We start from the raw sequence: 12,943 nt of genomic DNA on the forward strand, positions 1-12,943 counted from the left end.
CCTCATCTGAAGTGATTGACGTCCTCCCCAGCCTAGCGCTTCGACCGTGCAAAATCGCCAGGAGAATGGAGAATGGGTCTATGCGCTTCATCACCGGAACACCCTCCCATGAGCTCACCTACGCCGATGCGTTCCTCGTGCCGAGCCGCTCGGACGTGACGAGCCGGTTCGACGTCGATCTCTCCTCCGCCGACGGCACCGGCACGACCATCCCGGTCGTCGCGGCGAACATGACCGCGGTGTCCGGCCGTCGGATGGCCGAGACCATGGCCCGTCGCGGGGGGCTCGCGGTGCTCCCGCAGGACACCCCGCTGTCCGTCGCGGCGGACACCCTCGCGTGGATCAAGGCCCGGCACCCCGTCTACGAGACCCCGGTCCGGGTGTTCCCGCAGGACACCGTGCTCTCCGCCCTCCACCTCCTGCCCAAGCGCGCGCACGGCCACGCGGTCGTCGTCGACGAGGACCAGCGCGTGCTCGGCACGATCTCGCGCGACTCGCTCGAGGGCGTCGACCGCTTCACCTCGGTGAGCGCAGTGATGGAGCCGCCGCTCGAACCGGTCGAGGCCTCCCGGTTCGATTCCGTGGAGCGGTCCGACCTGTCCGGGGTGTACGAACGGATGACCGAGGCGCGGCGCGACTTCGTGCCCGTCGTCGATTCCGGCGTGCTCGTCGGGGCGCTCACCGCGCAGTCGGTGCTGCGCGCCTCGATCTACACCCCGGCGCTCGACGCGCACGGCCGGCTCCGGGTGGCCGCGGCGATCGGCGTCAACGCCGACATCGGCCACCGCGCGCAGGCGCTCGTCGAGGCCGGCGCCGACGTCCTCGTCGTCGACACCGCCCACGGGCACCAGGAGAAGATGCTCGAGGCGCTGCGCACCATCGACGGCCTCGAGCTCGGGGTGCCGGTCGTCGCCGGCAACGTCGTCACCGCCGCCGGGGTCGAGGATCTCGTCGAGGCCGGCGCCGACATCATCAAGGTCGGGGTCGGGCCCGGGGCGATGTGCACCACCCGGATGATGACCGCGGTCGGCCGCCCCCAGTTCTCCGCCGTCGCCGAATGCGCAGCCGCCGCCCGCGGCCTCGGCGCCCACGTCTGGGCCGACGGGGGAGTGCGGCACCCCCGCGACGTCGCCCTGGCGCTCGCCGCCGGCGCCTCGCAGGTCATGGTCGGCTCGTGGTTCGCCGGGACCCTCGAGAGCCCCGGCGACCTGCTCGTCGACCCCTCCGGACGCCAGTACAAGGAGAGCTTCGGCATGGCCTCGGCCCGGGCGGTCGCCGCCCGCACCCGCACCGAGTCCGCCTTCGATCGCGCGCGCAAGGGCCTGTTCGAGGAGGGGATCTCGAGCGGCCGGATGTTCATCGATCCCGAGCGCCCCGGCGTCGAGGACCTGCTCGACGAGATCACCTCGGGAGTGCGCTCCTCGTGCACCTACGCCGGCGCGCGCACGCTCGCCGAGTTCGCCGACCGGGCGCTCGTCGGGATCCAATCGGCGGCAGGGTACGAGGAGGGCCGCCCGCTCGACCGGAGCTGGTGAGCCCGCAGGGCGCGATCCGGCGGCCGCTACCGCAGTCTGTGAGTCTGCCGTGAACCGGTTCCGGCCGTCTTCCCGGCGCGGGGCCGGTGGACGGGGTTCGTTAGGATACTGCGCATGACCAGTGACAGTCCCGGCCGGCCTCGAGCCGGCAGCCCCGTCCATCCCCCGCACGATCACACGCATCCGCAGCGCACCGCGCACCGGCCGTCGAGCCAGGGGGACCGTCACTGAGATGGAGTGGTTCCTCCTCGCCCTCGCGCTCCTGCTGATCCTCGGCACCGGCGTGTTCGTCGCCGCCGAATTCTCCCTCCTCACCCTCGACAAGCACACCGTCGACCAGTCCGTCGAACGGGGTGAGCGCGGGTCCTCGTACCTCAAGAAGGGGATGACCCAGCTCTCGACCCAGCTGTCGGCGGCGCAGGTGGGCATCACGCTCACCACCCTCCTCACCGGTTACCTCATGGAGCCCTCGCTCGGCGTCCTCCTGTCGCCGATGTTCGAGGGCTTCGGCCTCGGGGAGTCCGCGGCGTCGACCGCGAGCCTCACCCTCGCCCTCCTCATCTCGACCTTCCTCTCGATGATCGTCGGCGAGCTCGTGCCGAAGAACCTCGCGATCTCCGCCCCGCTCATCACCGGCAAGATCTTCGTCCCGCTCCAGTACATCTTCTCGGTGGTGTTCCGGCCCGTCATCGCAGTGCTCAACGGCACCGCGAACAAGGCCCTGCTCGCGATGGGCATCGAGCCGCAGGAGGAGGGCACCGCCGGGCGCTCCCCGGAGGAGCTCACCGCGCTCGTGCGCCACTCCGCTCAGGAGGGCACGATGGCCGAGCAGACCGCGGACCTCCTCACCCGCACGCTGAGCTTCTCCGAGCGCACCGCTGAGGACGTCATGACTCCGCGCACCTCGATGATCAGCGTCAACCGCGACACCACGGCCGCGGAGATCGTCGAGACCGCCCGGCAGACGGGCTTCTCGCGGTTCCCGGTCGTCGGGGATTCGCGCGACGACATCGTCGGCATGGTCCACGTCAAGCAGGCCGTCGCGGTGCCGCTGGCCAACCGGCCCGACGCCTTCGCCGCCGGTCTCATGAGCGAGGTCGCGCAGGTGCCGGAGACGATGCCGCTCGATCCGCTCCTCATGGAGCTGCGGATGCGCGGCAGCCAGATGGCGCTCGTCGTCGACGAGTACGGCGGTACCGCCGGGGTCGTCACGCTCGAGGACGTCGTCGAGGAGCTCGTCGGCGAGGTCGTCGACGAGCACGACCGGCTGCGTGTGAGCGTGCGTCCGGTGCGCGACGGCAGCTGGGTGGTCCCGGGCCGGCTGCGTCCCGACGAGGTGAGCTCGGTGATCGGCCTCGAGGTGCCCCAGGACCCCGACTACGAGACCATGGCCGGCTATGTCATGCTCACGCTCGGCCGGATCCCGGTCGAGGGCGACAGCGTCCGCCTGCCCGAGGCGCGCCTCGTCGTCGAGCGGATGCACGGCCGTCGGATCGAGAGGCTGCGCCTCATCCCGGACTACCTCGCGAGCGGATTCGGGGGTGCGTCATGAGCGACTGGATGGGTCTCGTCTGGCTCGTGGTCCTGCTGCTGGCCAACGCCTTCTTCGTCGCCGCGGAGTTCGGCATCGTGTCGGCCAAGCGCTCGCAGATCGAACCGCGGGCCGCGGCCGGGTCGAAATCGGCTCGGACAGCGCTCTACGCGATGGAGCACGTCTCTATCATGCTCGCGATCTGCCAGCTCGGCATCACCGTGTGCTCGCTGCTCATCGGCAATGTCGCGGAGCCGGCGATCCACCACCTGCTCGCCGGCCCGATGGAGTTCCTCGGCATCCCGCCGACGATGTCCGACGTCGTCGCCTTCATCATCGCGCTGTCGGCGGTGACGTACCTCCATGTGGTCATCGGCGAGATGATCCCCAAGAACATCGCACTCGCCATGTCGCGGCAGGCCGCGATGCTGCTCGCGCCGCCGCTCGTGTTCCTGTCCAAGGTGTTCGGCTTCGTCATCCGCCCGCTCAACGCGATCGCGAACGGGATCCTGCGCCTGATGGGAGTCGAGCCGCGCGACGAGGTCAACGCCGCCTACACGGTCGAAGAGGTGCAGTCGATCGTCGTCGAGTCCCAGCGCGAAGGGCTGCTCAGCGACGACACCGGGCTGCTCAAGGGCGCGCTCGAGTTCTCCGACAAGTCGATCGGGGACGTCATGGTGCCGATGGATCGCGTCATCACGCTTCAGGCCGGTGCGACCCCGTCCGACATCGAGCGGCTCGTCGCCCGCACCGGCTTCTCCCGCTACATCCTCCTCGACGCCGACGGCGCGCCGGAGAGCTACATCCACATCAAGGACGTGCTCTACGCCGACACCCCGGCCGACTACGAGGCGGAGATCCCGGCGAAGCGCTACCGCTCTCTCGTCACGCTCACCGCCGGGGACGAGATCGAGGACTCGCTCGGCGTCATGCAGGACGCCGGCAACCATGTGGGACGGGTGCTCGACGCCGCCGGTGTCGCGGTCGGCGTGCTGTTCCTCGAGGACGTGCTCGAGGAGCTCGTCGGGGAGGTCCACGACGCGATGCAGCGCGGGCCGCGCTCACGCCGCTGAGGGCCTCTCGACACACCCCGGCACGCCGGTGATCACAGTGATGCGATAATTGTGACAAATCGGTGACATCCCCGTGATTCCGCGGGTATCGGGGGCGGTCGCGGCACTGTCCGAGCGCCTCGGCCCCGGACCGGGTCACGGGAATGTGTCATTCCGTCACTTTCTCGTTATAGTGTTGTGACATACCTGGTGCACGGTCGGATCCTTCCCCTCCGCCACACCGTGCGCAGATGTCGTCGTGTGCTCGTGCGCCGGCATCGCAGAACCTGCAGTCGTCAGTTTGGAGTTGTGGAGTGGGTCAGGAAACCACCGCGCCGGCACTCGTGCGTCGTCGTGATCTGCGCAAGCAGGAAGAGGCGGCCCGCCGGGCGGAACGGAAGCTCCCGTTCCTGCGCTCGGCCGTTGCGAGCCCGGCGCCGCGGACCGAGGACCTCGTGGAGCGCCGCTCCTCTGGCACCGTCGGTGCCCGGTCCATCGCGACCCGCGGCTCCGACGGCAGCGCCGTCCGCGCTCTCAAGCGCCGCCGCGTCACCACCGTCACCGCGATGGCCTCCGTGTCCGTCGCCGGCACCGCGATCGCCGGCGTGCTGCTGAGCTCGAACATGCCGAGCACGCAGGTCGCCGCCGCCCAGGAGATCAGCACCGACGCCGTCGAGGCGATCGGCGCCGAGTCCGTCGACCCGCAGGTCGACGCCGAGGAGGGCGACAAGGCGGCCGGCGAGGCCGACGCCTACGCCGGCGGCGTGCCGAGCGCCCAGGACCGCAAGGCCGAGGCCGCGTCCCGCTCCGTCACCCGCACCGTGCTGCCGGGCTGCTCCGGCGAAGCTCCCGCAGGGGACGCATCGAACGGGCAGATCCCCGACGAGTGGCTGTGCGAGATCGGTATCGGCGGGCACAAGCTCCGCGCCGACGCCGCCGTCTCCTTCGCGGAGATGAACGCCGCGTACAAGGCCGACACCGGCAAGGACATGGCGATCACCGATTCCTACCGGACGCTCGAGTCGCAGGTCTCCGTGGCCGGTCGCAAGCCCGGTCTCGCCGCCCGCCCCGGCACCTCGCTCCACGGCTGGGGGATCGCGCTCGACTTCGGCGGCGGTGCGGCCACCGCCTCGGGCGAGCAGTACGAATGGCTCGTCAAGAATGCCGGCAAGTACGGCTGGGAGAACCCGGACTGGGCGAAGTCGAGCAAGTACGAGCCCTGGCACTGGGAATACGTCCCGGCCCGGCAGTCGATCCGCGGCGCCTGAGCCCGGTTCGCACCGCGTGCCCGGCGTCATGTCGGTCACATTCGCACACTCGGCGCACGCACCCCTTCGGTGAGTGCTAGTATTGTCGAGTTGCCCGCCCGCGTAGCTCAGTGGATAGAGCGTCTGCCTCCGGAGCAGAAGGTCGTAGGTTCGAATCCTGTCGCGGGCACCACATCGCGAAATCCCGCGGTTCCTGAGAACGGAACCGCGGGATTTCGCATTTTCACTGCCGGAGATGCTTCCCCTGAACGGGGCGGGGGCACTGCTTGACGAGAGCGGTCGGCGATCGGAAGCGCAGCGCGGCGATCACTCGGTGACGACGATGGTCTCCGTGGTGATGACGGACCTGTCGCCCTTGGCATAGCGGACTTCGACGGTCAGCGTGTCGCCGGGCTCCACGCCCGCGGTGTGCTTGATGTTCTTGAACGTCTTCGCCCATTCCGTCTTGGATCCGGGAAAACGGAATGTCGTGGGCTTGCGGTCATCGTTCGAGGGGTGGACGGAGACCATGATGTGCTCTCCGGTGGAGTTCGTACCCGAGATCACGAAACCCTTCTTCAGGTCCTTCCGCGTGACTTCCGCCGGCGCATCGACTCGGAGCCCGTGACCGGGTTCGGCGGGTTCTTCGGGTGCGTCGTCGACGGTGAGGGTGATGAACTTGTTGCTGCTCTTGCCTGCTGCGCTGACCATGATCGAGAGGGTGTCGCCGGTGACGACTTCGTCGAGGTTGTCGTCGGTGTTGGAGAGCTGTCGGTGGATGTCGTTGCGGTATTGGGCGCCGAAGGTGGTCGACAGCGGCAGTTCGAGGGTCCATGCGCCGGTGTCGTCGGTGGTGACCTCGGGGACGGCGGATTTGACGTAGTAGGTGTTGCCGGAGGTGGTCATGATCGCCAGTTGGCGGATGTCGACGGGGGTGTTGGGTGTGGCGGTGCCGGTGATGCTGATGGTGGCGTCGTCGTCGCCTTCGGTGTAGGTGATGTCCGAGGTGGTGATTTTCGGGAAGACGACCTCGGCCGCCGCTGCGGCAGCGGACGCCGGAATGGAGGCGGCCGCGATCGCCGGCGCGCCGAGACCGGTGAGAGCGAGTGCGATCGCAGGTGCCAGGACCAGAGACTTCTTCATGATTCCCCTTACGGTGAGCGAGTGATCCACCGCCATTACATGCTCTGGATGTGCTGGCCCGATGAATGAACCTTGAACGAGCGGCGAACGGGCACGCGACGAACGGCGCAGAGCCTGGGCCGCGCGATGGTCCGGACGTGCCGTCCGCCCGCCGCCTCGGCCACGAGTCGGCGCCTCCGCCGGCCATCGATGCCTCCCGCGCGGCAGCTCGGTTCTCAGCGGCGCCGGCCGCCGGGGCGGGCCCGTTCGACCGCGATCGCGACACCCACCCGGGTATCGGCGGCGAGCTTGAGCATGACGCGTCCCAGGTGCACCTTGACCGTCGCCTCGGACAGGAACAGCCGGTCGGCGATGAGCCGGTTCGTCAGGCCCTCGGCCACGAGCTCGGCGACCTCCCGCTCGCGCTCGGTGAGGGTGCCGAGCAGGCGCTGGGCATCGTGCTGCACCGTGAATCGCCCACCGACCCCGAACCTTCGGATGAGGTGGAGAGTGGCGCGCGGGGAGAGGAACGCGTCACCGGCCATCACGGTGCGGATCGCACCCACGAGGTCCGCCGGAGGGGTGTCCTTGAGGAGGAAGCCGACCGCTCCGGCCTCGAGCGCCCGGAACACCGCGTCCTCGCTGTCGAAGCTCGTGAGCGCCACGACGAGCGGAGGGCGCACGGCGTTGACGAGCGCGGCGGTCGCGGTGATGCCGTCCATCCCCGGCGTCCGGATGTCCATGATGACGACGTCGGGGAAGTGCGCGGAGGCACGGTCGATCGCCTCGGCACCGTCCGCCGCCTCGCCGACGACCTCGAGATCCGGCGCCTGCTGCAGGATCGCCCGGATGCCCGCTCGCGAATACGGGTCGTCGTCGACGACGAGGACCCGGATAGCGGCGGGCCGCGGGGGCGGTTCAGGGGCGGCGGTCACCTCTCGAATATAGGTCACACCCCGCGCCAGGCCTGCGCGGCCTCGATGGGCCACGGGAGCGTCGCGTCGACGACGAAGCAGTCCTCATGGACGCCGATCCACGACGCGCCCGACAGCAGGCGCACCCGCTCGCGGATGCCTGCGATCCCGGAGCCCGCACCCGAGCCCTGCAGCACCGGGTCCACTGGTCCGCCGATCGGATTCGACACCCGGATCCTGATATCCGATCCCGGCGCACCCTCGACGTACAGCGAGATCGGTGCGCCCGGCGCGTGCTTGAGCGCGTTGGTCAGGGATTCCTGCGCGATCCGGTAGATGCTGCGATCGAGCGCGGCGGGGGCCGATTCCGTGCCGTCGAGCAGCACGACGGCGTCCACCGCCGTCCCGGCCTCGCGCAGCGAGCGGACGAGGCGGGGGAGTGCGCGCATGGAGGCGGTGGCCGGTGCCTCGGTCGGACCGGTGGAGGAGGCCGGGCCGCCGGTCCGCAGATCCCCGAGCAGACCGCGCAGATCCTCGAGCGAGGCGTGCGCCTGGCCCCGCAGCACGCGCGCGGCGTGAGCGAGCGCAGGGTCGGAAGTGTGCGTCGCCGTCTCCAGCGCCCCCGACTGCAGGGAGATCACCGACAGCCGATGGGCGAGCGCATCATGGATCTCCGTGGCGAGCCGGTCCCGTTCGGACGTGCGGGCCAGCTCCGAGCTGAGATCGGCGTTGCGAGCGTCGACGGCCTCGACGCGGGTGCGTGCGGTGGCGGTCTCGCGCCGACTGCGGACGAGGAGCGCCAGCCCGCCGGTGGTGCCGACCGACATCGCCGCGACGATGAGGACGACGATCGCGGCGACCGCCCCGCTGCCGGGCGTGTCCGGTGTGCCCGCGACCCCGAAGAGCGAGCCGATCATCGTCGACTGGGGATCGCGGACGAGGTCGCGCACCGTCGCGAACACGACGAGCACCCCCGCGCCGGCCGCCGCGGCAATCGCCGGCCATCCGCGCAGCCGTGCGAGAGCGTGGAAGGCGCCGATGAGAACGAGCCAGTAGTCCATGCCGACGAGCGTGAGGAGGGCACCTGCGACGAGCGGCACGACGGGGAAGCGTCGACGCAGGAACACGGTGAGCCAGAGCAGGCAGGCGAGGAGCAGGACGACGATCCCGAGGTCGGTCGGGAGCCCCGGTCCGGAGGTGGCGCCCGGCACGCCCTCGATGCTGAGGAACGTGAGGAGGACACCCAGCAGGTACAGCACGATGTCCCACAGGGTGCGCAGGGAGAGGCGCACGATCCGCGCGGCAAGGCTATTCACGATCCCCACCGTAGTGCGGGGTCCGGACACGGCCATCAGCCGATCGGTCGGTGCGGTCGAGCCGATCGGCTGATGTGGGGCAAGCAGCGGGCGACCGACGATGGGTCTCGTCCGCACCATCGCACGGTCGGCTCGCCGGCCCGCACCCGAACCTCGAGGAGATCCCATGTCACAGAACCAGCCCCCGCAGCCCGGACACCCGGGCGGGCACCACCCGCACGCCGGAGGCCCCCACGATCCGCAGGGTCCGCCCCGCCCCCCGTACGGGCATCCCGTGCCGTCCGGCCAGCAGCCGTGGGGCGCAGGCCCGCAGCCCGGCCCGAACGGTTACGGCATGCCCCCGGGCGCGCCCCACCCGGCGCCGCCGAAGCGGAAGTCGATCTTCAAGCGCTGGTGGTTCTGGGTGGGCGTCGTCGTGCTCCTCGTCATCGTCGGCAGCTGCGCGGGAGGAGGCGGCGAGCAGCAGGCCTCCGACGCCGGTCAGGACGCCGCCGGAGAGCAGGATGTGGAGCAGCGCGCCCCGGCGGAAGAAGAGGGTGGCGGCGAGGATGCCGCGGAGGACGCGGCCGCGGCCGAGGCGCCGGAGGAGAAGTCCGCGGGCATCGGCGAGCCGGTCGCGAGCGGGGACTTCGAGGTGACCGTCTCCGATGTCGAGTCCGGGGTCTCCTCGGTCGGTGACGACATGTTCGGGGCAGAGGCACAGGGACAGTTCGTCGTCGTGAGCATGGAGGTGACGAACGTCGGCGACTCGCCGGTGATGTTCTTCTCCAGCGATGTGGAGCTCACCGATGCCGAGGGTCGCACGTACGCCGCCGACGAGGGCTCCGCGATGTACCTCGAGGACAGCAACTCCTTCCTCGAGGAGATCAATCCCGGCAACACGGTCGACGGGATCGTGCTGTTCGATGTGCCCGAGGGCGTGGAGCCCGACACCCTCGTGTTCCGCGGCGGCCTGTTCGACGAGCCGATCGAGATCGCGATCGGCTGAGCGCCGCAGCCCTCGGGACATCGACCGGGGACCCGGCCGGCGGCACTGCACCGCCGGCCGGGTCGGTGCCGCCGACCGGATCCGTGCACCCCCCGCCGGCGCACCCTCCCCACCCGGCTCGCACCCGCGGCCCTGCGGGTAATACCCTGAGACGGTGACTCCTGAAGAACTTAAGTCGGCCATCAGCGCCGTCATCGCCGAACTCAACGCCGCCGGCCTCGCGATCACCGAGCCGGACACGATCGTCGTCGAGCGCCCGAAGAACCGCGACCACGGCGACTGGGCGTCGAACATCGCCCTGCAGACGGCCAAGCGGGCCGGCCTCAAGCCGCGCGACCTCGCCGAGCAGATCGCCGAGCGGCTGCGCGCCCGCTCCGGCATCGACGCCGTCGACGTCGCCGGACCCGGCTTCCTCAACATCACCCTCGCCGCCGATGCCGCCGGACGTCTCGCCGCGGACATCGTCGCCGCCGGAGAGTCCTACGGCACCGGCGACGCGCTCGCCGGACACGTCGTCAACATGGAGTTCGTGTCCGCCAACCCCACCGGTCCGCTCCACCTCGGCCACACCCGCTGGGCCGCGCTCGGCGACGCGATCGCCCGTGTGCTCCGCGCCGCCGGGGCCGAGGTCGCCAGTGAGTACTACATCAACGACGCCGGCTCGCAGATGGACACCTTCGCGAACTCTGTCCTCGCCCGCATGCACGGTCGCGCGGTCCCCGAGGGCGGCTATCCGGGGCAGTACGTCGCCGACATCGCCGAGGCGATCCGCGCCGAGCGGCCCGCACTCGCCGAGGCCCCCGAGGACGAGGCCCGCGCCGAGGTCCGCGACCGCGCCTACGCCCTGCAGATGGCCGACATCCGCAGCACGCTGCAGGATTTCGGCGTGCACTTCGACGTGTGGTTCTCCGAAGCGTCCCTGCACGCCTCCGGTGCGATCGAGAAGGCCGTCGCCCGGCTCCGCGAGCAGGGCCACGTCTACGAGGACGGGGGAGCGGTGTGGCTGCGCACCACGACCTTCGGCGACGACAAGGACCGGGTGCTCATCCGCGCCGACGGCCAGCCCACGTACTTCGCCGCCGACGCCGCCTACTACCTCGACAAGAAGGACCGCGGCTTCACCGAGAAGATCTACCTCCTCGGTGCCGACCACCACGGCTACATCGGCCGGCTCAAGGCGATCGCGGCGGCCGCCGGCGACGATCCGGAGACGAACATCGAGGTCCTCATCGGCCAGCTCATCTCGATCAACGGGGCGAAGCTCTCCAAGCGCGCCGGCAACATCATCGAGCTGCGCGACCTCATCGACTGGCTCGGCGCCGACGCCGTGCGCTACTCGCTCGCCCGCACCCCGGCGGACTCGCCGCTCACCCTCGACCCCGAGGTGCTCCGCTCGGCGAGCAACGACAATCCCGTCTACTACGTCCAGTACGCGCACGCCCGCGCATGCAGCATCGAGCGCAACGCCGTGACCGCCGGGATCACCACCGAGGCGTTCGACCCCGCCGCGCTCACCGACCCGACGGAGACGGTGCTGCTCGCCGCGCTCGCCGACTTCCCGCGCGTCGTCGCCCAGGCCGCGCAGCTGCGCGAGCCGCACCGGATCGCGCGCTACCTCGAGAGCGTCGCCGGACTGTTCCACAAGTGGTACGACGCCTGCCGCGTGACCCCGCGCACCGACGAGGAGATCACCCCTGTGCACTCCTCGCGCCTCATGCTCGACCGGGCCACCGCGACCGTCTTGGCCAATGGACTCGGGCTCCTGGGCGTCGGCGCGCCTGAGAGGATGTAGGGGTGCCCGCACACATCGCCGGCAGTCTCCACGCCGTCCCGTCCCCGGTCTGGCTGCCGTTCCCCGACGACGTCAACGCGCTCATGCCGAGCCTGTGGTCGGCGAACGTCACCAAGGGCGACGACGGGGTGCTGCGCATCGCCGGGCACTCGGTCGTCGACCTCGCCGCCGCGCACGGCACCCCGATGTACGTCCTCGACGTCGCCGACTTCCGAGCCCGCGCCGCCGAGTTCGCCACCGTCTTCTCCCGCGCCTTCGAGCGCGTCGGCCCGGGTGCCCGCGGCTACTACGCCGGCAAGGCGTTCCTCTGCACCGCGGCCGCCGGCTGGATCGCCGAGGCCGGGCTCGGCCTCGACTGCTGCACGCTGGGCGAGCTCATGGTCGCGCAGCGGGCCGGCTTCGACCCCGCGCTCGTCGGCCTCCACGGCAACAACAAGTCGGACGAGGAGATCGCCTATGCCCTCGACTGGGGGATCGGCCGCATCGTCATCGACTCCTTCGACGAGATCCCGCGGGTCGCCGCTGCCGCGGCCGCCCGCGGCATCACCGCACCCGTCATGCTCCGCATCACCGTCGGCGTCGAGGCGCACACCCACGACTTCATCGCGACCGCCCACGAGGACCAGAAGTTCGGGCTCAGCCTACAGGGCGGGGACGCCGCCGCGGCTGCGGCGCAGATCATCGACGCCCCCGAGCTCGAACTCCTCGGGCTCCACAGCCACATCGGATCGCAGATCTTCGACAAGGCCGGGTTCGAGGTCGCCGCCGGCAGGATCATCGGCCTGCGGGCCCAGCTCGAGCGGGCCCACGGGGTATCCCTGCCCGAGGTCGACCTCGGCGGCGGGTTCGGCATCCAGTACACCTCGCAGGACACCCCGACCCCGTTCGCCGAGATCGCCGAGCAGCTCGCCGACGTCGTCGCCAAGGTGTGTGCCGAGCACGGCAGCGCGATGCCGCTCGTGTCCTTCGAGCCCGGTCGCGCGATCGCCGGCCCGGCGATGTTCACCCTCTACCGGGCCGGCACGGTCAAACCCGTCGACACCGGCAGCGGAGTGCGCTGCTACGTCAGCGTCGACGGCGGGATGAGCGACAACATCCGCACCGCCCTCTACGACGCCGACTACTCGTGCACGCTCGCCAACCGCGCCTCGGCAGAACCGCCCGTCGTCGTGCGCGTCGTCGGCAAGCACTGCGAGAGCGGGGACATCGTCGTCCGCGACGAGTACCTGCCGGCCGACATCACCGCCGGCGACCTCATCGCGGTGCCCGGCACCGGCGCCTACTGCCGACCGCTCGCCTCGAACTACAACCACGTGCCCCGCCCCGGGGTGCTCGCCGTCGAGGGTGCCGAGGTCCGCTGGGCGATCCGCCCCGAGAGCTATCAGGACATGTTCGCCACCGACCCCGGGTTCGCGCCCGGGACCGATCCCGAAGAGTGAGAGCCCT

General features: G+C 70.5%; 10 protein-coding genes and 1 tRNA gene. 8 read left to right on the top strand and 3 right to left on the bottom strand.

Annotated elements, in window-relative coordinates; genetic code table 11:
* Positions 1-80: 80 nt before the first annotated feature.
* From AB0I45_RS09035 to AB0I45_RS09055, 5 genes are all read left to right on the top strand, one after another.
* The gene (locus tag AB0I45_RS09035) at positions 81-1,535 is read left to right on the top strand and encodes a GuaB1 family IMP dehydrogenase-related protein (RefSeq protein WP_295690099.1); all 1,455 of its coding nucleotides are present in this window, start codon (positions 81-83) and stop codon (positions 1,533-1,535) included.
* A 232-nt stretch (positions 1,536-1,767) separates the two neighbouring features.
* Positions 1,768-3,087 carry a hemolysin family protein gene (locus AB0I45_RS09040; RefSeq protein WP_295690100.1) on the top strand — a complete coding sequence of 440 codons (1,320 nt, stop codon included), beginning with the start codon at positions 1,768-1,770 and terminating at the stop codon, positions 3,085-3,087.
* On the top strand, positions 3,084-4,139 hold the full coding sequence (locus AB0I45_RS09045; protein WP_295690102.1) for a hemolysin family protein: 1,056 nt from the start codon (positions 3,084-3,086) through the stop codon (positions 4,137-4,139). Before AB0I45_RS09040 ends, AB0I45_RS09045 begins: the two co-directional genes overlap by 4 nt.
* A gap of 293 nt (positions 4,140-4,432) precedes the next feature.
* Positions 4,433-5,386: a M15 family metallopeptidase gene (locus tag AB0I45_RS09050; RefSeq protein ID WP_247425342.1), complete on the top strand. Its 954-nt coding sequence runs from the start codon at positions 4,433-4,435 to the stop codon at positions 5,384-5,386.
* A gap of 96 nt (positions 5,387-5,482) precedes the next feature.
* Positions 5,483-5,558, top strand: a tRNA-Arg gene (locus tag AB0I45_RS09055).
* Positions 5,559-5,692: 134 nt separating this feature from the next.
* Here the strand turns inward: AB0I45_RS09055 and AB0I45_RS09060 are convergent.
* The 3 genes from AB0I45_RS09060 to AB0I45_RS09070 all read right to left on the bottom strand — a co-directional run bounded on the left by AB0I45_RS09060 (position 5,693) and on the right by AB0I45_RS09070 (position 8,717).
* Positions 5,693-6,508, bottom strand: a complete 816-nt coding sequence (locus AB0I45_RS09060; protein ID WP_295690103.1) for a hypothetical protein — start codon at positions 6,506-6,508, stop codon at positions 5,693-5,695.
* A gap of 215 nt (positions 6,509-6,723) precedes the next feature.
* Positions 6,724-7,422: a response regulator transcription factor gene (locus AB0I45_RS09065; RefSeq protein WP_360317855.1), complete on the bottom strand. Its 699-nt coding sequence runs from the start codon at positions 7,420-7,422 to the stop codon at positions 6,724-6,726.
* A gap of 14 nt (positions 7,423-7,436) precedes the next feature.
* Positions 7,437-8,717, bottom strand: coding sequence for a histidine kinase (locus tag AB0I45_RS09070; RefSeq protein ID WP_175406935.1), 1,281 nt, complete (start codon positions 8,715-8,717; stop codon positions 7,437-7,439).
* Positions 8,718-8,883: 166 nt separating this feature from the next.
* Between AB0I45_RS09070 and AB0I45_RS09075 the strand changes: the two genes are divergently transcribed.
* From AB0I45_RS09075 to lysA, 3 genes are all read left to right on the top strand, one after another.
* Positions 8,884-9,705: a DUF4352 domain-containing protein gene (locus tag AB0I45_RS09075; protein WP_360317859.1), complete on the top strand. Its 822-nt coding sequence runs from the start codon at positions 8,884-8,886 to the stop codon at positions 9,703-9,705.
* A gap of 154 nt (positions 9,706-9,859) precedes the next feature.
* Positions 9,860-11,497 (top strand): arginine--tRNA ligase, encoded by a 1,638-nt coding sequence (argS, locus tag AB0I45_RS09080; RefSeq protein ID WP_360317862.1) that lies wholly within the window; start codon positions 9,860-9,862, stop codon positions 11,495-11,497.
* Positions 11,498-11,499: 2 nt separating this feature from the next.
* Positions 11,500-12,936, top strand: a complete 1,437-nt coding sequence (lysA, locus tag AB0I45_RS09085) for a diaminopimelate decarboxylase (RefSeq protein ID WP_360317865.1) — start codon at positions 11,500-11,502, stop codon at positions 12,934-12,936.
* Positions 12,937-12,943 lie beyond the last annotated feature (7 nt).

The organism is Brevibacterium sp. NPDC049920 (genome assembly GCF_040656435.1).
Lineage (GTDB): Bacteria > Actinomycetota > Actinomycetes > Actinomycetales > Brevibacteriaceae > Brevibacterium > Brevibacterium pityocampae.